The 22860-nt window shown below is 31.8% G+C and carries 21 protein-coding genes; 15 read left to right on the top strand and 6 right to left on the bottom strand.

What is annotated here, in order from left to right:
* Window positions 1-52 precede the first annotated feature (52 nt).
* The 6 genes from CDZ89_RS02605 to CDZ89_RS02630 all read left to right on the top strand — a co-directional run bounded on the left by CDZ89_RS02605 (window position 53) and on the right by CDZ89_RS02630 (window position 5553).
* Window positions 53-865 carry an N-acetylmuramoyl-L-alanine amidase gene (locus tag CDZ89_RS02605; RefSeq protein WP_096156561.1) on the top strand — a complete coding sequence of 271 codons (813 nt, stop codon included), beginning with the start codon at window positions 53-55 and terminating at the stop codon, window positions 863-865.
* Between the two features lie 391 nt (window positions 866-1256).
* Entirely contained in the window at window positions 1257-1571 is a 315-nt protein-coding gene (locus CDZ89_RS02610; protein ID WP_096156563.1) for a hypothetical protein, read from the top strand.
* 46 nt (window positions 1572-1617) lie between these two features.
* A complete protein-coding gene (locus CDZ89_RS02615; RefSeq protein WP_100333171.1) occupies window positions 1618-2211 on the top strand; it encodes a class D sortase in 594 nt (197 codons plus the stop codon).
* A 194-nt stretch (window positions 2212-2405) separates the two neighbouring features.
* On the top strand, window positions 2406-3173 hold the full coding sequence (locus CDZ89_RS02620) for a tyrosine-protein phosphatase (protein WP_100333172.1): 768 nt from the start codon (window positions 2406-2408) through the stop codon (window positions 3171-3173).
* A gap of 167 nt (window positions 3174-3340) precedes the next feature.
* Entirely contained in the window at window positions 3341-4228 is an 888-nt protein-coding gene (gene galU, locus CDZ89_RS02625; protein ID WP_100333173.1) for a UTP--glucose-1-phosphate uridylyltransferase GalU, read from the top strand.
* Between the two features lie 14 nt (window positions 4229-4242).
* Window positions 4243-5553 carry a UDP-glucose dehydrogenase family protein gene (locus CDZ89_RS02630; protein WP_100333174.1) on the top strand — a complete coding sequence of 437 codons (1311 nt, stop codon included), beginning with the start codon at window positions 4243-4245 and terminating at the stop codon, window positions 5551-5553.
* Window positions 5554-5594: 41 nt separating this feature from the next.
* Here the strand turns inward: CDZ89_RS02630 and tagU are convergent, their stop codons facing one another.
* Window positions 5595-6506: a polyisoprenyl-teichoic acid--peptidoglycan teichoic acid transferase TagU gene (gene tagU / locus CDZ89_RS02635; protein ID WP_100333175.1), complete on the bottom strand. Its 912-nt coding sequence runs from the start codon at window positions 6504-6506 to the stop codon at window positions 5595-5597.
* Between the two features lie 175 nt (window positions 6507-6681).
* Here tagU and CDZ89_RS02640 point away from each other — a divergent pair, with 175 nt between their 5' ends.
* Entirely contained in the window at window positions 6682-7491 is an 810-nt protein-coding gene (locus tag CDZ89_RS02640) for an SGNH/GDSL hydrolase family protein (RefSeq protein ID WP_157842667.1), read from the top strand.
* A 46-nt stretch (window positions 7492-7537) separates the two neighbouring features.
* Here the strand turns inward: CDZ89_RS02640 and CDZ89_RS02645 are convergent, their stop codons facing one another.
* The 3 genes from CDZ89_RS02645 to CDZ89_RS02655 form a co-directional block, all read right to left on the bottom strand.
* Window positions 7538-7900, bottom strand: coding sequence for a hypothetical protein (locus CDZ89_RS02645; protein ID WP_100333177.1), 363 nt, complete (start codon window positions 7898-7900; stop codon window positions 7538-7540).
* Between the two features lie 159 nt (window positions 7901-8059).
* Window positions 8060-8515, bottom strand: coding sequence for a hypothetical protein (locus CDZ89_RS02650; protein ID WP_100333178.1), 456 nt, complete (start codon window positions 8513-8515; stop codon window positions 8060-8062).
* 696 nt (window positions 8516-9211) lie between these two features.
* On the bottom strand, window positions 9212-9940 hold the full coding sequence (locus tag CDZ89_RS02655; protein WP_100333179.1) for a WecB/TagA/CpsF family glycosyltransferase: 729 nt from the start codon (window positions 9938-9940) through the stop codon (window positions 9212-9214).
* Window positions 9941-10178: 238 nt separating this feature from the next.
* Here CDZ89_RS02655 and tagD point away from each other — a divergent pair, with 238 nt between their 5' ends.
* From tagD to tagH, 6 genes are all read left to right on the top strand, one after another.
* Window positions 10179-10583 (top strand): glycerol-3-phosphate cytidylyltransferase, encoded by a 405-nt coding sequence (gene tagD / locus CDZ89_RS02660; protein ID WP_100333180.1) that lies wholly within the window; start codon window positions 10179-10181, stop codon window positions 10581-10583.
* Entirely contained in the window at window positions 10576-11748 is a 1173-nt protein-coding gene (locus tag CDZ89_RS02665; RefSeq protein ID WP_100333181.1) for a CDP-glycerol glycerophosphotransferase family protein, read from the top strand. Before tagD ends, CDZ89_RS02665 begins: the two co-directional genes overlap by 8 nt.
* A gap of 29 nt (window positions 11749-11777) precedes the next feature.
* Window positions 11778-12959 carry a CDP-glycerol glycerophosphotransferase family protein gene (locus CDZ89_RS02670; RefSeq protein WP_100333182.1) on the top strand — a complete coding sequence of 394 codons (1182 nt, stop codon included), beginning with the start codon at window positions 11778-11780 and terminating at the stop codon, window positions 12957-12959.
* Window positions 12960-13011: 52 nt separating this feature from the next.
* On the top strand, window positions 13012-14925 hold the full coding sequence (locus tag CDZ89_RS02675; RefSeq protein WP_100333183.1) for a CDP-glycerol glycerophosphotransferase family protein: 1914 nt from the start codon (window positions 13012-13014) through the stop codon (window positions 14923-14925).
* Window positions 14926-15244: 319 nt separating this feature from the next.
* Window positions 15245-16075: an ABC transporter permease gene (locus CDZ89_RS02680; protein ID WP_100333184.1), complete on the top strand. Its 831-nt coding sequence runs from the start codon at window positions 15245-15247 to the stop codon at window positions 16073-16075.
* Window positions 16076-16134: 59 nt separating this feature from the next.
* On the top strand, window positions 16135-17757 hold the full coding sequence (gene tagH / locus CDZ89_RS02685) for a teichoic acids export ABC transporter ATP-binding subunit TagH (protein ID WP_100333185.1): 1623 nt from the start codon (window positions 16135-16137) through the stop codon (window positions 17755-17757).
* Window positions 17758-17898: 141 nt separating this feature from the next.
* Here tagH and CDZ89_RS19865 read toward each other — a convergent pair whose 3' ends face one another.
* Window positions 17899-18651, bottom strand: a complete 753-nt coding sequence (locus CDZ89_RS19865; RefSeq protein ID WP_198508220.1) for a hypothetical protein — start codon at window positions 18649-18651, stop codon at window positions 17899-17901.
* A gap of 148 nt (window positions 18652-18799) precedes the next feature.
* Here CDZ89_RS19865 and CDZ89_RS02695 point away from each other — a divergent pair, with 148 nt between their 5' ends.
* Window positions 18800-19567 carry an SGNH/GDSL hydrolase family protein gene (locus CDZ89_RS02695; RefSeq protein ID WP_100333186.1) on the top strand — a complete coding sequence of 256 codons (768 nt, stop codon included), beginning with the start codon at window positions 18800-18802 and terminating at the stop codon, window positions 19565-19567.
* A gap of 57 nt (window positions 19568-19624) precedes the next feature.
* Here the strand turns inward: CDZ89_RS02695 and CDZ89_RS02700 are convergent, their stop codons facing one another.
* Window positions 19625-20566 (bottom strand): LCP family glycopolymer transferase, encoded by a 942-nt coding sequence (locus CDZ89_RS02700; protein ID WP_100333187.1) that lies wholly within the window; start codon window positions 20564-20566, stop codon window positions 19625-19627.
* A gap of 201 nt (window positions 20567-20767) precedes the next feature.
* Between CDZ89_RS02700 and CDZ89_RS02705 the strand changes: the two genes are divergently transcribed.
* A complete protein-coding gene (locus CDZ89_RS02705) occupies window positions 20768-22816 on the top strand; it encodes a cell wall-binding repeat-containing protein (RefSeq protein ID WP_100333188.1) in 2049 nt (682 codons plus the stop codon).
* Window positions 22817-22860: the final 44 nt, after the last annotated feature.

Raw genomic sequence — 22860 nt, forward strand, 5'->3', positions numbered from 1 at the left:
GGTGAATGGGAATAGACTGTAGTAAAAATAGATGATGAAGAGGTGAAAGCGTGTGAAAATTGTATTAGATGCAGGTCATGGTTATCAAACGGCAGGTAAACGAACGCCAGATGGTATGCGGGAATATGAATTTAATCGTGCTGTTGCCATTTACGCTCGAGAGGAACTACAGCGGTATGAAAACGTGCAAGTGTTGTTCACACATTCAGATGAACGAGATGTTCAACTTCAAGAAAGAACGAACCGAGCTAACAGCTGGGGAGCAAATGTATTCGTCTCAATTCACGCAAATGCTTTTGGTAATGGAGGCTGGAATACAGCTCAAGGAATAGAAACGTATGTGCACAATGTGACAAGCTCAAGGTCGATTGGAGTGGCAAGAACGGTTCACCGTTCATTAATTCAAGCGACAGGACGAAAAGACCGAGGTGTGAAAGAAGCGAACTTCCATGTTTTAAGAGAAACGAACATGCCAGCTATCCTTTGTGAATGTGGTTTCATGACCTATTATCCCGAAGCACAATTATTAAAAACGGAAAGTTATCGTCGCACATGTGCAAAAGCAATTGTTGACGGTTTAGTAGCTTACTATAATCTAAGACTAAGGCCGCAAGTTGGCGGAGTCACTAGACCTCCAGGCAGTGGTCTATACAAAGTGCAAGTTGGCGCATTCCGAGCAAAAGAAAATGCAACCGATCTAGAGCGCCGTTTACAAAGCAGAGGCTACAGCACGTTCGTCTTTTTAGATCAAGGACTGTACAAAGTGCAAGTAGGTGCTTTCTCAGAAAAACGAAACGCCGAAAACCTAGCCACACGACTAAGGACAGACGGCTTTGACACATTCATTGCATTCGAAAGAAGATAGAAAAGAGGCTGAATAGGGGCAGCCTCTTTTTCTATTGGGAATAGTTAATGAATGATGCGAATGTATATAATAATCTAGCTGTTGATTTCCGTGCAAGGCTGAGACTCCTCGAAAATGCTACCGCATTTTCTTCGTGCGATGAATCGCTGCCGTAGCCTTCCTTGTCCTGCGGGAGTAGCGGGAAACGGGAGACCCCGCAGGCGCGAATGCGTCGAGGAGGCTCCCGGCCCGCCCGCGGAAAGCGAAGCCTTGCACGGAAATCAACTGCGGTCTTTAAGATAGCATATAAAAAAGAAAACCATTGTCATTCACCCAAATAATTTATATGATAAAAGTAATATAAATTTAGAATATTTCGTACATAAAGCACTACTGGAAGGATGAACAATCAATGAGACGTATATTTACATTAGAAAATGTCAAAAAAGTATTTAATGGCCTTTGCTTTATTTTGTCTTTATTATTACTACTTTATAACGTTAGTATCGTTGGATATTTCTATCTCATTATCAGATTTGGAAACGAACTAGGATCACAATATTATACATACATTAGCTTAATCGGTTTAGCTCTCATCTTAATCCCATTGTTACTAAAAATACCACGACAAAAGTTTTATCATGTTGCGCTAATTGTTTGTCATTTACTTGCTGCCAGTCTCCCATTTTTAATGATGAAATTTGCAGACGTACTTTCTACATTCTAATCAATGCTTTATACTAAATGAAAGAAAAGAATCGGAGGGTAGTTAAATGAAAAAGAGCATGGCAGTTGCCATTATTTTTATCATTGCTGGGCTTTCTTTTGTTGGATACGGATTATTTGAAAAAATAAAAATGGACAAAAAGACAGAGCAAGCGATGGAAGTTGCGTTAGATATAATCTCCAATAGAGCTAGTGCCAATGAAGACGATTTATTAACAAAACCGGATGACTGGAATCCAGAGTTCGGAGATGTTGTTGGATTATTACAAATTGAAAGAATTAACGCCAAACTACCGATCGTTGCGGGTACAGATCCAGATGACCTTGAAAAAGGGGTAGGCCATTACACAGGTTCATCGTACCCTGGAGAAATTGGGCAGATTGTATTGTCTGGTCATCGTGATACTGTTTTTAGAAGACTAGGTGAACTGCAAATGGGCGACGAATTTGTTGTCGCAATGCCGTATGGTGATTTCGTTTACGAAATTTATGATTATAAAATAGTGGATGCGGATGATCTATCTATTATTACATTACAAAAAGAAAAAAAAGATTTACTATTAACGACATGCTATCCATTTAGTTTTGTCGGAAATGCACCAGACCGATATATTCTATATGCTAAACCGAAAAAACCTTAAGAAAAGCATGTGCATTTATACTGTACATGCTTTTTCTTTTAGGCCAACAAGTGATAGGGTCTAGACTATATTAGAATAATGTTATAAACTCCCACAACAGTTCGACAAAACTAGACATAAGATGCTAATGAAATAATTATTTCACTATGTTACTATTAAAATAGTAAAAAAGACTAGGTCGAGGAGTAGGTCATATGATAGATATTCATTGCCATATACTACCTTCTTTAGATGATGGAGCTAGCCATATGACAGAAAGTGTGGAAATGGCGCGAGAGGCTGTTAAACAAGGGATAACAACGATTGTTGCTACTCCGCATCATTTAAATGGTAGTTTTGAAAACGATAAAACGACAATATTAAATAAAGTAATAGAATTAAACGAACGTTTAGCAAAGGAAGGAATAGATCTCACCATTTTACCTGGACAAGAGTGCCGGATTATTGGTGAATTAGTTGCGGAATATAATAAGGGGTCCATTTTAACAGCTAATGATAAAGGAAAGTACATCTTCATCGAATTACCTTCCAATTCTGTACCACTTTATACAGAAAAGTTGTTGTTTGACTTACAATTAAACGGTTTAATTCCAGTCATCGTTCACCCAGAGCGCAACGCCGAATTCATTTCTAATCCAGATAAACTTTACCAATTAGTGAAAAAAGGGGCATGCACACAAATCACCGCTTCTAGTCTAGTAGGGAAGTTTGGGAAGAACATAAAAAAATTCACGCATAACTTAATCGAAGCAAATTTAACGCATTTCATTGCATCGGATGCTCATAACATTAAAACGAGATCCTTTTTCTTAGCCGAAGCGTATGAAGAAATTGAAGCTAAGTACGGAAAGAGCATAAGATACATGTTCATGGAAAATGCCGAACTTTTAGTTGAAGGCGAAACAATCTACAAAGAAGCACCAGAGCGAGTGAAGAAGAAGAAGTTGTTTGGTATATTTTAAAATCCGCCGAAAAATTGTATATAAAATGAGTGAAGAGTGTAGTGTAAATAGCTACGCTCTTTTTACGTTCTTTTTTCTAAAAATTAACAAAATATTTACAGTGAATACAAATGTATTAAACGTTTTTCTCATAAAATGAAAATAAGAATACGAATGGAGATGGTAAAGTGGAAATTCGAAAAGCAATTATTCCGGCAGCCGGTCTAGGTACAAGGTTTTTGCCAGCAACAAAAGCACAGCCAAAAGAAATGTTACCAATCGTCGATAAGCCAACCATTCAATATATTGTGGAGGAAGCAGTAGCTTCGGGTATAGAAGATATTATCATCGTAACAGGCAGAGGCAAGCGTGCCATTGAAGATCACTTTGACAAATCGTATGAATTAGAAGAAACCTTATATAAAAAAGAGAAGTGGTCCCAATTGGAGATTGTACAAAGCATTGCAAAATTAGCCAATATTCATTACATACGCCAAAAGGAGCCAAAAGGATTAGGGCATGCGATAAGTTGCGCCAGAACATTTATTGGAACCGAACCTTTTGCGGTGTTATTAGGAGATGATATTGTCAGAAATGAGGGTACCCCTTGTTTAAGGCAATTGATAGATATGTATGATCAGTATAGATGTTCTGTAATCGGAGTACAACAAGTTACCGAGGAAGAAGTTAGTAAGTATGGAATAGTAGAACCATCTAATGATATGTATGAGAAAGTTTGTGACATTAAGAGTTTAGTTGAAAAGCCTGAGATAGAATGTGCTCCATCTACATTAGCGATAATGGGTCGGTATATTTTGACTCCAGATATATTTAACATCCTTCAAACTCTACCAGTGGGAACAGGTGGAGAAATACAATTAACAGATGCTATTTCCATGTTAAGTAAAAAGCAACGTGTTTTAGCATATAGATTTGAAGGAAAAAGGTACGATGTTGGGGATAAAATGGGTTTTATAGAAGCAACAATTGAACATGCATTAAAGGACAACGACTTAAAAGAGCCATTAGAAAAATACTTAATCTCTCTTATGAAAAATTATTTTGTACAAAAATAGGGGGTGCAAAGCCTTTGAATGTTACCGTTGTAGGAGTTGGATATGTAGGTTTGATTACGGGAGTCTGTTTAGCAAAGTTAGGAAATCATGTTGTCTGTTACGATATAGACGACCGAAAAGTGGAGAAGCTAAATAATGGAGAAGTTACGATACATGAGAATGGTTTAAAGAATCTATTGTCTTCTGTATTAGAAGAAGAGTTCATTCAATTCACTTCTAACGCTTTAATAGCCTATGATAATGCTGACATTATTATCATTGCGGTTGGTACACCTGAAAACAGCGATGGTTCTGCAAATTTAACTTATATTGAACAGGCTGCTGATGAAATAGCATTAAATATGAAAGAGGAGACAGTAGTAGTAATAAAGAGTACAGTACCAGTAGGTACAAACGCAAAAATAAAATCGAGAATAAAAAATAAAACAAATAAACAATTTTATCTAGCTTCTAACCCAGAGTTTTTACGAGAAGGCTCTGCAATACATGATTTCTTCCAAGGAGATAGAATCGTACTAGGAACAGAAGAAGAACATGTGAAAATAAAGCTTGATAATCTTTATAGCCCGTTAAACATTCCTATTTTACATACAGACATTCGAAGTGCAGAAATGATTAAGTATGCATCAAATGCATTCTTAGCAACAAAGATAAGCTTTATAAACGAAATCGCTAACATTTGTGAAAAGGTTGGGGCTAATATTAATAGTGTTTCAAAAGGCGTTGGTTTAGACCGTAGAATTGGATCACATTTTCTCCAAGCAGGGATTGGATATGGGGGATCATGTTTTCCAAAAGATACGAAATCACTTGTTCAAATTGCAGGTGACGTGAACCACCGCTTTCATTTGTTAGAAGCTGTAATAAATGTAAACGCAAAACAACAAAAAGTATTGTTGCATAAAGCAAAAGTTAAGTTTGGCAATTTAATAGGGAAACAAGTTGCCGTGCTCGGATTAGCATTTAAACCTAACACAGATGATATAAGAGAAGCAGCTTCGATCGTAATGGTTGAAGAATTGATAAAAGAGGGTGCGATAGTTAAAGTATATGACCCTATTGCTATAGACAATTTTAAACAGATTGGTTTTCACGTTCAGTACTGCAAATCGATTGAGTTGTGTATCTCAGGAGCAGATATGGTGTTTATTTTAACGGAATGGGATGAGATAGCGAGTTATCCTATAGAAGAATACGCAAAGTATATGAATAATCCAGTTATTTTTGATGGTAGGAATTGCATTTTGGATTTAAACAATAATGATAGTGTTGAATATATCGGAATTGGATATAGTCATATAGAAAAAGAATGTACAATTTATTAAGAACAAAGCCTTAGACGATTGTCTAAGGCTTTCCTTTTAGCTTATTTTAATTCTAAATGTTCTCTAAGTATATTAGAAATTTGTACGCGTTCAGGTTCTGGTACGACTAAATACCACACTTTATTTATTGTTTCTCCAGATCCATTAATTTCATGCTGTTCCAGGTTATGTCTAGCATCTTTATAATTCGCTTGAATTTCTATCATTTCATCAAATGTTAAGTTCGTTTTAATATTATTTCCTAAAGCATCTAAAATATCTCCAAATCTAGTAATAGAAGAAAAGCTAGCCCCTTGATCAATAACCCCTTTTAATACTAAACGTTGACGCTCTTGTCGACCGAAGTCACCGCGGGGATCTTGTTTTCTCATTTGAACAAAGTTTAATGCTCCTGTACCGTCTATTTCAATAGAACCCTTATTAAACGTTTGCCCACCTTGCGTAAACTCTAGCGGATTATTAACCGTAATTCCACCAACTACATCTACAATATCTTTGAAACTATCCATATTTACTTTGAAATAATAGTCGATTGGGATATTTAAGAAGTTTTCCACTGAATCTACAGACATTTCCACTCCACCGAAAGCATATGCGTGGTTAATTTTATCTAAATAGCCACGTCCGATAATTTCCGTTCTTGTGTCCCGAGGAATACTAACCATCTGGATTGACCTCTTATTAGGATTAACGGTTAAAACAATCATCGTATCAGATCGACCACGGTCTCCAGGGCGCTCATCCACTCCTAATACTAAGAATGAAAGAGGTTCTTTATTCTTAAAAACTACTCGTTGAGGCACGTCACGATTCAATGGCTCATGCATGTTTGCAACAGTTTGTTCTAAAGATTTATATATAGTAAATGCATAAATACCAACTGCGATAGTTGCAACACTAAAAATACCGACAATCGTCCAAAGTAATTTTTTATTTGTGAATGATTTTATCATAATCAGCTTCCTTTAACTGTAATTTTGCAATTCAAAGTTGATTATAGTCAGTTCGACAAAATAAAACAATAAGTATAACGAATTTCTATATAAAAAGTTTCGTTTTTTCATATTTTTGTTCGGATTTGTAGAAAAGTGACTACTTTTTTTAGTATATTAGGGTAGAGGTGGTAAAATGAGGAATATATTCATGATAATAGTTGCATTTATATGTTTAGGAGCATTGGTATATGGACAAATCCATTGGGACACAAAATTAAAAAATGCAGTAACACAAACATCTGTGACTATTAAAAATGAAATTAATGAGGAAACAGTAAAAAGCGAACAACCGATACAAGATAATTTAATGACTTCCATAGACTATGCAAGAAAGTTAGACTCGCCTATAAGGGAGTTGCTTGTTAACCGTATAGCAAATGACAAGGAAGTTAAATTAGTTATTATAGGATCAAGAGGATTGAGTTCTAATGAATATACTGTATGGCATGAGATAGTAGGTGAAAAACTTGAGGAAACTTATGGTGAAACATTTACCATCTCTATTGTGGAGCTCGAAGGTAAGAGGAGTAACGAGGTAGTAGAAAATAACTTACATATTAATAATATAACAAACACACCAGATATTATTCTATTAGAACCGTTTACAATTAATGATAACGGGTTTATTGCAGTACCTAACAGATTGGCAAACTTAGAAACAATGATTCAAGATTTTAAAAATTTAAATGAAAATGTAATTGTACTCTTACAACCATCCATTCCAATTCATAATGCTAGATTTTACCCAGGGGAAGAGGAAGCATTAAGAGAATATGCTTTAGCAAAAGGTTATATATATTTAAATCATTGGGAGAATTGGCCAGATTATACTGATGCGGAAGTATTAAATTACTTAAATAACGAACGCTCTAACCCAAATCAATCTGGTCATGATGCATGGGCGCAATATATTATTGATTATTTTGTCAAAAAGGAAGAGTAAAGGAGAAAGGATTGCGCTATATGTAGCACAATCCCTTTTTGTCGTATCACCAAAACTTACCTAAAACAACAATCCAAATAATATAAGTAATAAAAAACAATCCGCTCACTGAATACGCTAAAATCTCTCCCTGCTTGGTTCGATTAGAAATATGCAAGATGAACAAGCAAGGTATAAGTATCCATGGAACCAATAAAATAAATGAAAGTAAATACATACTAATAGAACCATGATCCCTGGCCAACAAAAAGGTTAATGAAGGGATAGCAATAAAAATAGGGCATAACCCAATAATTATTATCGACCTAATCCAAAACGAATGGAAAAACTCACTAATGCCATTCCAATCAATTTCACGAACTTTTATCTTCCTTATATAAGGCATAATTCTCTCTGATAAAGCCGCCATTTCCTCGCCCTCTTTCTTCTATATATTTTATCTCTATGTTTTCTATCAAAAAAATATTCCGAAATCACACATAACTAGAAGAAGTTAAAAGAATAAGAAACAAAATACGAGAGTATATGTATGGAGAAATAGTCATCCTGTCCGACATACTAGTATATATCAAAACTTTCCTACTACATTCCTATATTCCTTTACCCGTTCAGTTGATAGATTATTCCTAATTAATTCAGATTCCCATTCATAAAAGACTATTTCTAAAGCTGCTAGTTCTTTCTCAACTAATTCTTTTCGCTTCAAATAATTAGTCGTAAAAACTGCAGCAGAAGTTTCACTTAATGAGGTGTTAATATACTTTTCCTTCTCGCTTTTGTGAGAAAGTAGAATCTGTTCAACTTTATCTTTATATATATTCGTAATAATATCTTCTAAACTATTACTTTGTGAACTCCACACCTCTACTACATTTTCGCTTATCCAAAAACTCTCAGGTGGGGTTTGTTTTACGAGAAAGGACGTATCACTTCGGGTTTTCATAGGTGAAACATTAGTTGTTGAGTTCATAGAAACTACTAAAACAGTTGATAATAAAAGTAGTAATAAACTAATTCTTAACATCTTTTCTCCTCCTTCTTTTTATCTAAAAGTATAGTCAAGTTGGAAAAAAAATAATCATAACCCTGTTCTTTAAATAGATTTTTCTTTTTAATCAACAATTCAACTTAACACTATAATTAAGTTATATAACATAAAAAACTACACGCTTAGTGCGTGTAGCTTTCTATTGTTAATGAGAAAAGAGAAAAAGTATTTGTAAATTCTATTGAAACAATTGAGTTGGTATTTATTTCCGTTATAATTGCGAATTTTAATAGCAACATAGTGACAAGGTTAGTTGTACTGACATTATTAAAAAAAGAATAGTACATAATGTGCAAAAAAGTCATCAAAAAGTTCGTCATATATTAAGTTTTTAGGAACTGTTTTTTGCTGTTTTTACTTTGACATCTTTTTTACCTTAATCAATTTTAACATATATAAGAACGTGAACTTTGTAAGGAACACTTGCAAAATATCGAGTATTGAATATTTGTTATTACAACATTACACAAAACTCCTAATCACTAATTAGAATAACTAATAACAGACCTACTTCTTGGAAGCTCCATTTGAAGAGTGTCCAAAGTTAGGAGAAAGCATCATAGTGAAGTCTATGTTTGTTGTGAATAAATAAAGAGAAAAGTGTCAGTTTTTAAGCTGACGCTTTTCTCTTTTAAAATGCTCAGTTATTAATAAATTTCAATTCGAAAATTATTAACTTCTATATTTTTCTGTAATTATATTTATCATGAACTTTGGAATAGCTATAGCTCTTTTCAGTCGTGTTGGTTCGTTAATAATTCTATAAGCCCACTCAAGATTCAAGTCTCTCCAAGGTTTTGGAGCCCTCTTTGTGTAACCAGCCCATACGTTAAAACAACCGCCCACACCGATAAAAATCCCTTTATTAAATTTATGAATATTTTGAGCAATCCACTTCTCTTGTTTTGGAAAACCTGTTCCTACAAAAACTATATCGGGTTCTAGGCGTGCAATGTCGTCTGCGATATTAGAATTTTTTGAATCAAAATAACCATGGTGAAATCCAACTATTTTGATTTTTGGATACTTAGTATTAATATTTTCTACTGCTTTATCAATCAAATTTGGTTTTGTACCAAGAAAGTAAATACTGTATTTACGATCATTCGATAGTTTCAATAACTCTTCCATTAACTCAAACCCAGGTAAACGTTGAACTAATGGATTACCCAAAATTTTGGCTGCCCAGATTATTCCTACACCATCGGGAATAATAAAATGAGCATCATTAATTAAACTTTTATATTCTTTATTGGAATTGGCATAAGTGACTATTTCTGGATTTGCTGTAACTATGAAAGTTTTGGTATTGGTCGAAATTCTATCATCTAGAAGTTGTAAGAGCTCCTTCATTGTACTATTAACAAAATTAAATCCAATAATACTTACTGTCTTAATCATATCAAATACCTCGGACTATATAATTTAACTTTAGTTTTACATTTTTACAATTTTATATACAAGTAATTATTTGTTAATATTTTATTTGATTTTAAACTACAAATATTTACAATTCCTTAATACTAATTGACATTCTTTTATAAAAGTCTACAATATTATAATATATTAACAGTGGAATTAACAGTAAAAATGAAATATGAAATAAGAGAATAATAAATATACTTGGGGGAAGTAAGAAATGAAGAAGGTTATTACTTATGGAACATTTGATTTGCTTCATTGGGGACATATAAATCTACTTAGTAGGTCAAAAGAATTAGGAGACCACTTAACGGTAGCATTGTCTACTGATGAATTTAACTCAATTAAAAATAAAAAAGCTTTTCATAGCTATGAAAATAGAAAATTAATTTTAGAATCTATAAGATTTGTAGATAATGTTATCCCTGAAAGCAATTGGGATCAGAAAATAGAAGATGTTCTCAATTATAATATTGATGTTTTTGTAATGGGTGATGATTGGAAAGGGAAATTTAATTATTTGGAAGACTATTGTCAAGTAATTTATTTACCAAGAACAGCTAGTATATCAACTACCAAGATAAAAAAAGAACTAGGATTGTTAGCTATATCTAATGTATAGAGAAGTAGTACTAAATTGTTATTTACATCTATTCAAAATTTTTTTTGATATTTTTAAGTTATTTCCCTTACAAAAAAAACTAACTTTTGTTGTTTCTTATACGGAGAATTGTAATTATTTAATTAAAGAGATTAGAAAACAGAGCTTAGAATATAAGGTTATATTACTTTGTAAACCATTAACATATGAATTTTTCAGCAATGAATATCCTGAATTAAAGGTTAGAAGGTTTGAAACATTTAATTTAGTACACTGGTTTAACTCTATATATCATTTATCAACATCAAAACATATTATTATAGACAATTACTATGGTTTTTTATCATCAATAAACTTTAGAAAAAGCGTAGAGTGTATACAAATTTGGCATGCTGTGGGTTCTTTTAAGCAATTTGGATTAAAAGATAGATCAAATTATAAAAGAAGTAAATCTGCGATTAAGCGATTTAAGCGTGTCTACTCAAAATTCCATAAAATAGTTGTCGGTTCTGAAAAGATGGCTAATATATTTAAAGAATCTTTTGGTATACAAGAACAAAATATATTACGCACAGGGATACCAAGAACTGACTTTTTTTATGATAACTGTTTGATGAATCATGTGAGAAATGAAATTTATCTAAAATATCCTAATCTCAAAGAAAAGAAAGTGATCACTTACGCACCGACTTTTAGAAAACAGCAATTGAAGGAGCACCAACTGGAATTGGAAATAGAAAAACTCTACAATGAGTTATCACTCTCCAATTTCATACTAATTATCAAATTACATCCAATGATTAGAAAAAATATAACGATAGAAGAAAAATATAAGAATTTTATATACGATTTTTCTGATTATAATAGTACAAATGAATTGTTACTTATAACAGACTATTTAATAACAGATTACTCATCTTTACCTTGCGAATTTTCTATTTTAAATAAACCTATAATATTTTTTGTGTATGATTTAGAAGAATATAAAATTACACAAGGATTGATTGAAGGTTATATGGACAACATACCCTTTCCTGTTGTTTATAAAACGGAACAAATAATAAAGATTATTAAGCAAAATGAATTTAAAGAAAATAAAACTAAGCAATTTTCATTAAGTTGGAATGAATACTCTATAGGTAATTCATCTGAGAATCTTATCAAATATATTAAAAAAAATAATTGAAGTTATCACGAAACACTTGGAGGCAAGTAATGGTGACATTTAATTGTAGTTTATTTAAAAATGCTTTTATAAAATTTTATAAAGGCATTTTTAATGTGTTAGGTTTATTGCCTAAAAAAGATATCATTATTTTTGAAAGTTACTTGGGGAAACAATATAGTTGTAACCCGAGATCAATATACGAATATGTTAAAGAGATGCATCCAGAATATAAGCTGTATTGGAGTGTCGATAAAAGGTACAAAGAAAAATTTAAACAAAATGGAATCCCATACCTTGAAAGGTTATCAATCAAATGGTTATTTCTAGTTCCTAGAGCGAAGTTTTGGATTTCTAATAGTAGAATGCCAAACTGGATTACAAAGCCAAGAAATACACTATACCTTCAAACTTGGCATGGTACGCCATTGAAGAAATTAGCACTGGACATTGAAGAAATTAGAATGCCTGGAACAACAACAGAGGCATATAAAGAAAACTTTATTAAAGAAACACGAAAATGGGATTATTTAATTTCTCCCAACAGTTATTCAACTAGAATATTTAAAAAAGCATTTAACTATAATGGTCAAATACTTGAAACTGGATATCCTAGAAATGATTTATTAATTAATCAAAATAATGATGAAACGATTAACTCTATTAAAATGAAAATGGGCATTCCTTTGGATAGTAAAATAATAATGTATGCTCCTACATGGAGAGATGATTTATACTTTTCTAAAGGACGTTATAAATTTGATTTGAAAATGGATATTGATGAAATCAGAAAAAAATTAGGTGAAGAATATATAATATTGTTTAGAATGCATTATTTAGTTGCTGATACTTTAAACTTAACAGATTATAAAGGTTTTGCAATAAATGTTTCACAACACGATGATATAAGGGAGTTATATTTAATTTCTGATATATTAATTACCGACTATTCTTCAGTGTTTTTTGATTACTTATGCCTAAAAAGACCTATTATCTTTTTTACTTATGATATTAAACAATATCGAGACAAGTTAAGAGGTTTTTATTTTGATTTTGAGGAAAATGCACCTGGAAATTTAGTTGTAAATACAAAGGAACTTATAGATGAAATTATTCGTATTCAAAAATCAAACTTTGAAGTTCAAAATAACTTACTTGAGTTTCACAAAAGATTCTGTAGGCTAGAGGACGGAAATGCCACTACTAGAGTTGTAACAGGGTTATTAAGATGAGACATAACCATAGTTCAACAAACACTAGTAAGGAGTTATAGGAGGAAAAGCAATGGAAGGCTTATACACCTGGGATAATACACATCTAAAATTTGGTGAGGGTTATTGTGACTTTAATGGAACTATTCATATAACTAATAGAAAGATTAAAGAAAATCATAAATACTATGTTTATAATAAGGAAACAAGATTACCTGTTCGAGTGGAACAAAAATCCAAAATGGAAATTGTTGAAGTAGTTAAAGAAAGAAAGTATCAAGTAATATTCTATGTAGATTCTAATAAGCGTCTTTCCTTTATTAAAGCAAAATATCATAGTGTTCTAGGTGTGGATGAAATAGTAGATAAAATTGAAAAAACACCATTCTACAGGGTTAGTATTTTTAGTGTTTTCCAAGCTTTAATTTTCTTTGGTGTACTTCGATTTAGATATTACTCCTTTGAAGAGATAGACTTATCTTTTGGTTATAATAAGTCTGTAAATGTTAAGGTGAATTTTCTATTTCCTAAAAAAATTCGTTCAAAGTTTGCTATGAAAACAAATATCTTTGCACTAATTGTACACTTTTTTTGGTGTAGTGTACCCTTTAAGGTATTGCTAAATCAATATAAGGAAAATAGTGAAATTAATGTTCCAGTATTTATTAGAATAAAGAACGACAAGTATAACTATTACTTTAATCTTAAAGAAAATACAAAAGATAAATTTAACAAATCACACTATTTATTTAATACATCTTCATATTTTATTCGTTATGAGCCGATAGAATTATTTGTTCGTAAGTCGATAACAGGTCAGTTTGTAATAGTATTTACAAGTGAGCTTAAAAAATTGATAGTTCTAAAAGAGCGAATTGCATATATACTAAGTAAATTTACTAGTAACAAAGATAAATTTAATGTTTATTTTGAGAAGTTTTGTGAAGGGGCATCTGAATCAGGGTTCGAGTTATTTAAATTCGCCGTAAAAACAGACGAGAATGCAAGATATATTTTGGACTCGAAAAACGAACAATTTCAACAACTAAAATTAAACTATCCAAATAAGATTTTGGCTAAAAATAGCATTAAAGCCTTTTATACAATATTTAAAGCAAAAAGTTTTATTTCATCAGATTTGGTGACTCATATACAGAGAAGACTCTATGATAATGACACATTAATTAAAAATAAAATATTAAACAATACTAAGAAAATATTTTTGCAGCATGGCGTATGTTTAGCTACCAATGTATTTGAAAGAGGATATTACAATACAAGAGTTCCGATTGCACCTGACTACATATTGGTTAACTCGGATTTTGAGGCTGATATGTTTGAGAAGTATTCTGACTATAAAAGAGATAATCTAATTAAAACTGGGCTTCCTAATCTAGACTTGTACGTAAAATCTAGAACAATAAAAAAAGACGCAATTACATTTTTATTAACATGGAGACCGTGGGATCTGACTGGAAAAATTGAGGAAGGCAGTTATATTTCAAGGTATTTGCAGTTTATAAATATGGTGAAATCAAATGATTTTTATTCGAATAAGAAAATCAATATAGTCCTACACCCTAAATCAAAAATAATTCTAAAAGAACAATTTCCAGAAATATATTTTGAAAATGAAAAGTATTTCTATGATGGGGACATTAAAGATGCACTTCTAAAAACAAAGGTGTTAATTTCAGATTATTCTTCTGTTACCTTTTATGGGTTCACTGGGGGTAGCAATATAGTCTTTTATTGGGAAGATAAAATGTTAGCAGAACAAGAATATGGTGCACCAAATATTTTGCAAGAAGAAATTGCCTTTGGTGATATTGTTTATAAATTTGATCAATTACAAGAGACTATAGTAAGTAATTATTCAAATCAACAAGATGAATATTATAAGAGTGTTTTTGAAAAATTAGTGGAATGTCAAGAAGGTAATAATACAGAAGAAACATATAATTATTTAAAAGAAAAAATCTTATAATATAATGATGATATAAGGTTGTTAAATGTAAGAGACATGGACTAATTACAGAAGATATTGGAAGGAGAGATAAATATTTGTAGAGTTCATACTGTAACTATTTATAATGCAAGTAAGAAAAATGGCGAATTCTATTTACTATACAATAGGAAAGTTATAATTAAAAACAATTTATCCATTTGTAGAGTGATAGTAACATAAAAGGGATTTCCGAAGGGAGTCCCTTGTTTATTTATATTTGTATCAGGATGATAAGCTTAATTTGTTTAAAATGTTTAGTAATATGTAATAGGAAGTTATATTAGAAAGGAAATCAATAATGAATTCTCTTATTACGGTATTAAAGGAACAACTAAAAAGTTTTTATTTAGTGAAAAGGCTTTCTGTTTATGAAATGAAGAGTGCCAATAGTAATAACTATATTGGGGTTTTATGGGAAATAATTAATCCTATGATTCAAATTTCTATATTTTGGTTTGTGTTTGGTTATGGTGTGCTTAGGACAAATGGAAGAGGAGATATTGAATTATATGGTCAAATCATTCCTTATTTTCCATGGATGCTTTCGGGAATTGTAGTATGGTTTTTTATTAACCAATCAATTATACAGGGCTCGCAGTCAGTATATTCTAGAATTAATATGATGTCTAAAATGAGTTTCCCGATGAGTACAATACCCACTTTTGTAACTGTTGCTAAACTATACCAACATCTAATGTTATTAGTAGTAGTTTTGCTTATTTTCCAAATAATTGGGTATCCTATTAATATTTATTACCTTCAGTTACCGTATTTTATTTTTGCAACATTAGTGTTTTTAGTTTCATTTTCATTAATAACCTCTACAATCTCCACTTTAATTAGAGATGTTCATAATCTAATTCAAGCAGTTGTAAGGTTACTAATATTTTTACTTCCGATTTTGTGGCCACCATATAAAATTGAGCCACAAATAATACAAACTATTTTAAAATTAAACCCTATATACTATTTAGTTGAAGGATATCGTGCATCCATTCTTGGTTTAAAATGGTATCCAGTAGAACATCTTTCATTTACAATTTATTTTTGGATAATTACATTAGTATTATTATTAATAGGTTCTAGTTTACATGTGAAATTCAGAAGTAAGTTTGTAGATTATTTATAATGATAGTGTTTTACAATTTAATAAAAGTATTATTATATTAACTTGAATAAGGAGTAAAAATGAGTAGTTCTGTAATATTTAAAAATGCGACAAAAAAATATAAATTATACGATAACAAAGTTCAGAAATTATTAGATATTCTTGTTCCTGATGGATGTGGTGATGACTTTTATGCCATCAATAACATAAGTTTTACAGCTAATAAAGGTGAGGTAATTGGTGTAGTAGGTGTAAATGGTGCTGGTAAATCTACTTTATCTAACTTAATTACAGGGGTAATTCCTCCTTCATCTGGTATTGTTAAAGTTAATGGGAAAGCATCTTTAATTGCAATTTCTTCAGGATTAAATAATAAGTTATCCGGTAGAGAAAATATTGAGCTAAAGTGTTTAATGTTAGGATTTAGTAAAAAAGAAATACAAGATATGATGGATGATATTATTGAATTTGCAGATATAGGCAGGTTTATTGATCAACCGGTTAAAAATTACTCAAGTGGTATGAAATCAAGGCTGGGTTTCGCAATTTCTGTAAATATTGATCCAGATGTGTTAGTTGTTGACGAAGCGCTATCAGTTGGAGATCAGACTTTTGCTGACAAATGCTTAATAAAAATGAATGAATTTAAAGAAAAGGGTAAGACTATATTTTTTATCAGCCATTCAATGACTCAAATTAAAATGTTCTGTAATAAGGTCTTATGGCTCGAGGCTGGTGAAATAAGAGATTATGGGGGGATAGATGAAGTACTTCCCAATTATATTAAGTTCTTGAAAGATTTTAAAGCAATGACTAAAGAAGAACAAAAAAGTTATAAAGAAGCAGTTCTTAGAAATAGAGAAATGATGAATAATGCAGTTGGTGATTTGGAGCAATTAGAAGAAGTAAAAGATAAGAATAATAGAAGAGAGCGTAAAGGGAGATTGAATAAGAGTAAATTGTATTTTTCTATTATATCTATTTCTATAATTCTAATAATTGCCAGCTACATTTTATATGGCCTAATGGATAAGTACGGTATTATTAAGGAAAATAATATTACTGAATATGAAAATATATTAGAAGATAATTTAGTATATAATTCTATACCTATTGAGAGAGAAGGCGCTATTTCAGTCTTGGAATCAGATCTATATTTTGATGAAGAACTCAAGTATAAAATTAGAACTTTGAATTTTACCGATCACGTTTATGTAACAGAAGAGTTAAATGGAAAATATAAAATCTCAATTGAGAATATATCCGGTTTTATTAGAAAAGAAGAGGTTAATTTTATTAATCAATATGTTAGAACAGATAACTTGTCTATTATAGATTTTTTACCGTTATTCCCACTTAATTTTACAAATTCATACGAGTATTTTCTTATTAATATAGGGATTAGTTATGAGGATTTAATTAACAAGTTTCCAGGAATTGTTAGTGAACGTATTAATGATAACGGAAATAAACTAGTTACATTGATAAATGAAAATATAACTTACACTATTAATGATAAAAACATTGTTAATGGATTAATCGTAGAGGACATTGAAAATGAAAATGATGTAACAAATGGTTTAAGAAACGACGCCTATATAGTTTCTAGAGAAGGAGATTTACTTTACTTTAAAGTAAATAGCTACGATATTTTATTAAATTTTGATAGCAAAGTAATCCAGATATTAGATGTGAGTGATTAATGGTCAAAATCAGACATTACAAATTATAATGCCCTAATTTAAACTTTCTTAATTAGAGAAAATAATGATTAAAGTTAAGGTTTCGATTGTTACGAGTTAAAACTAATATGGTGTAAATTTAAAAAGCTTATCAATATTTTCTTAAATATTGATAAGCTTATTTTTTTCGATTTTTATTAACTGAAGTTTCTCTAATAGCAAATAATTACTCCCTAAATTCGAAACATTTTGATCTGCGAAGAAGAATTCTAATTGCTCTATCTGCTTAAATGACAATCTCACTACTAAATCATTGAATGGGTTTTTAGAATAAGTATACTTGCCCTCCGCTGTCGGTTTGTTAAAAAGTAATATAGAAGCTACATTTGTAAAAATATATTCATCGATTGTAGTGAATAATTCTTCGTTTTCGTTAAATATGATTAATAGCTCTGCTAGACTGATAACGCTACTTTCATTGGTGTTTTTTCCCTCTTCATCTATCTCAGTTTCATTGTATGTTTCCTCTTCCTCTAATGTAACTGGGGTAGGTGTTGTCTGCTCGGGATTCGGCTCAGGTTTTGGCTCAGGCTTCGGCTCAGGCTTCGGTTCAGGCTTCGGTTCAGGTTTTGGCTCAGGTTTCGGCTCAGGTTTTGGCTCAGGTTTCGGCTCAGGCTTTGGATCAGGTTTTGGTTCAGGCTTCGGCTCAGGTTCTGGCTCAGGATCTGGCTCCGGGGCTGGAACTGGAATAGGTGGTGGAACAGGTTCGGGTTCCGTCTCTTCATCTTGGTTACTAATGTTGTATTTTTCTTGTAAAGTAGAGGTGATATTAGCCCATGCATAAGGGGCAAGGGATCCCCACGTTAGTACGACAATTATTGTAATGAAAAGAACTATTTTAACTTTTGACTTCATAGTTTCCTCCTAGGGATTATACTAAAAACGAGCTACTTTATTTTCTATAATTTTATCATATTTTGTCAAAAAATTGATTGCAAACTTACTATTTTCATAGAAAAAAGTATATAATAAACATGTTACTACATAAGGAGTTTGATTAAATATGAAAAAGTTAGCCACTTTGCTATTATGTTTAATATTTATTTCCATTACGATAGTGGGTAAGTTTTATTATGATAAAAAGCTTGCAGCTAATATAGAAAAGTCAACTTTAGAAATTTCAAGCGATAGTTTTGATTTATATGATTCTTTAACCAAAAACATGAATAATCAACTAAGAGAGCTTGTTTTAAACAAATTAGAAGACGATGAGACTATTCGTATTTTAGCAGTTGGTTCAAGAGCTATTATGACAGGTGACGCAGAAAATTTACCGTGGCCATTTCAACTTGTTAATAGTTTAGATGGATATTACGGTAATGGAAAGTTTGAACTAGAAATTATTAACTTGGAAAACATAAGTACAAATCACCTGATTGATACTAATCGTCATATAGAAATTGCATCCTATAAGACGGATATCTTCATTTTTGAACCATTAATACTAAACGATAATGGAATAGTTATGATTAATCATACGTTAAGTAATATACAAGAGACTATTGAAACGGTTAAAGCTGAGAACCCTGGTGTGTTCATAATAATTCAACCTCCTAATCCTATTCATAATCCTACATTTTATTTAGAGCAAGTAGAACAACTAAAGGATTTTGCTATTACTAATGAGTATGAGTTTTTAGATCACTGGAAGGATTGGCCGAATTGGAATGATGAGGAAATCAAGAACTATTTGAATGGTGTATATCCTAATCCCGAAGGACAAGACATTTGGGCAAATTATATTAACAATTATTTTATCTATAAAGACTAAGAATTACTCGCAAAAGAAAAGGTAGACTATCAATTGATATAGTCTACCTTTTGTCATTTAATCAACTTTTAAATGATTTTTAAGAATCCCAGATAATCTTAATCTTTCCTCTTCTGGTACTTGGAAGTAATAAATGCCATTAATTTTTGTTCCATTCCCAGATAGATGCAACGTTTCTAAGTCGTGTCTAGCTTCCTTATAATTTCTTTGAATATTTAACATTTCATCCGTAGATAAATTGGTTCGAACATTTTGACCGATAGCTCCTAAGATAGAATCAAGATTCGTTAATCCTGTAAACGAAGCTCCTTTATTAATCACACCTTGTACTATTTCTTTCTGGCGATCTGTTCTTCCAAAGTCTCCTCGAGGGTCTTGTTTTCTCATACGAGCAAATGCTAATGCTTGTTCACCATCCAAATTAATGCGTCCTTCTTCAAAAGTGAAAGAATCTTGTTTAAAAGAGAATTTATTATTTACTTGAACCCCACCAACAGCGTCCACTATATCTTTAAATCCTTGCATGTTTACTTTTACATAGTAATCAATCGGAATATCTAAGAAGTTCTCAATTGTTGGTATGCTCATATCAATTCCACCGAAAGCATGGGCATGGTTTATTTTATCTTGTGTTCCTCTACCTATTATTTCTGTCCTAGTATCACGGGGGATACTAACCATCTTCATTGATTCATCATGCGGATTTACAGTGAGGACTATAAGTGAATCAGATCGTCCCTTTTCTGTACTTCCTGTGTTTTTATCAATACCAATTAGTAATACTGAAAAAGGATCTCTTTTAGAGAAGTTTACTTGTTCTGGTCGTTTCTCAGAATATTCACGATTGATGGGTTCGTGCATTTGAGTTAACGTTTTGTTTACTTGATATATTGTGTGGCCAACATAAATAGCTACAAGTAAGAAGAAAGCAGCAAAAACAGCTAATGAGATTTTCACCCAGTTTTTCTTCTTATTTTTATGGCTTCTTTGATTTGTCATTTTAATATAACTTCCTTTTATTGTATTTGTGCTATATAAATTATAATGTTATTTCAATATGCATTACAAGTTTTTTATTGGAAGATGCTATTTCATTACTACTATCTGAATTTAATTATGTTAAAATATTTTCAGGTAACAACGTAATTCATGAAAAACTTATGTTTTGCTTAGTATTAATGACTAACCAATGGAGGCAATATGACATATAGACTACTTTGTTTTTTTATCCCGATTATAATAGTATTTAATTTTTATAGCCTTCCAAAAAATGCAGAAGCTACTGATTTAAATGAAAAGAGAATCATTATAAAATATAAAAACAAATCTTCCGTATTTCATAAAGGAAAAATATTTGAGGTAGGTAAAGTCCTAGATAAAAATTCACATGTAGTAATTAATGAATTACAAAAAAATCCAGAAGTGGATTACGTCGAAGTAGATTCACATTATTCCTACTCTGCTGTTGTAACAGATTCATTATTCTTTTCGCAATTAAAAGATTTCGAAGTAATGAATGTACAAAATGGATGGAAAAGTTTTAAGCATATTTATAAACCAATAATTGCGGTCTTAGATTCTGGAATTGAATTACAACACCCAGATTTAAAGGATGCTATTATTTCGCCGCACAACATACTAGCCCCTTTAGAACTACCTCATGACGAAATAGGACATGGCACTCATGTAGCTGGAATTGTAGGGGCTGTTACAAACAATAATGTAGGGATAGCTTCCATTGTACGTGATGCATTTATTATGCCAATAAAAGTTGGAGATAAAAAAGGTGTCTACGGTTCTGACTTGGCAAAAGGTATTTACTATGCAGTGGATATGGGTGCGCATATCATCAACATTAGTGTAGCTGGTCCAACGAAAAGTAGAACTGTAGAGGAAGCCATACAATATGCTGTTGACAACAATGTACTAGTTGTAGCAGCAGCTGGAAACGAGGGTAACAATTTACAAATGTATCCTGCCGCATTACCAAGTGTTCTGAGTGTGGGGGCTGTTAATGCGACAACAAATGAATATGCTAATTTCTCTAATTTTGGAAGGTATGTATCATTAGCTGCACCTGGGGTCGATGTATTAAGTACTTACTTGCTAAACAGCGGTAACTATACAAAAATGAGTGGTACAAGTATGGCAACTCCATATGTTGCCTCTGCGGCTGGGATGCTTAAGGCACATGATCCGATTCTAAATGCTAGACAGATTAGACTGATATTAGAGCAGTCTAGTGTGAAAAGTGAATCCATTTATGTGCAAAACGGCTTATTAAATGTCGGAAATGCCATAGAAGTTTATGAAACATATAATCGAATTTATGGGAAAACATCAATAGATACATCGATACAAATTGCACATAGTGGTTGGAAGAAGGTACAATCTAGTGAACTAATAAACAGTATGAATACTAGTAAGAAAGGGAGTTTTGCCATTCTTACGAATAACAGTAGTTTTGCAGATGCACTTGCTATTACCACCTTAGCGAAAAAGCTAGACAGTCCAGTCCTTTTAACTCGTCAAAATGTTGTTTTTAATGAAACGATTGATACATTACATTCTTTAGATGTTACAGATGTCATTTTAGTTGGGGGAGAAATGGCATTACACACTTCAGTAGAGAGAAAGCTTAAAGAAGAGGGATTTGGAACGTTAAGGATTAGTGGGAAAACTAGATATGACACAGCGGCGGAAATTGCGCGTTTTAGTGCAATGCATAAAGGAGAGGTAATAATTGCGGACGGCCGAAATTATCCGGATGCCTTATCTATATCAGTGTATGCCGCCTCAAGAGGGATCCCAATCTTGTTTGTTAATAAAGATACGATTCCAACTGCAACTCAAAATATTATAGATGCATTTGATTTTTCTAAAGTTTATATAGTAGGTGGTAAGTCTGCAGTGTCGGAAAACATAGAAAAGAAACTAAATGAAAAAGCTAATGTACAGAGGTTGTCAGGTGTTAATCGATACGATACAAATCTTGCTATTTTAGACTACTTCGGAAGCAGCGAAGGTTTCTATATTGCAACAGGTACAGACTATAAAGATGCGCTAGCAGGTGCTACACTTGCTTCCAAGCAAAACAAAAGTTTAGTATTAGTTCAACCTTCTACTATTCCAAAGTCAACGAAGGACTATCTTGTAAGGAATAAAGGTGATTTTCGAATCCTTGGTGGTAAAGTAGCAATTCATCCTTCTGTTGTTTGGGAGTTAGAAGAAATTTTAAGAAGTGAATAAAAAATGAAAAGACGCCATTAGTTTTAAGCGTCTTTTTCTAGTTT

The organism is Bacillus alkalisoli, from assembly GCF_002797415.1.
In the GTDB taxonomy this organism is placed as follows: Bacteria; Bacillota; Bacilli; order Bacillales; family Bacillaceae_I; genus Bacillus_CD; species Bacillus_CD alkalisoli.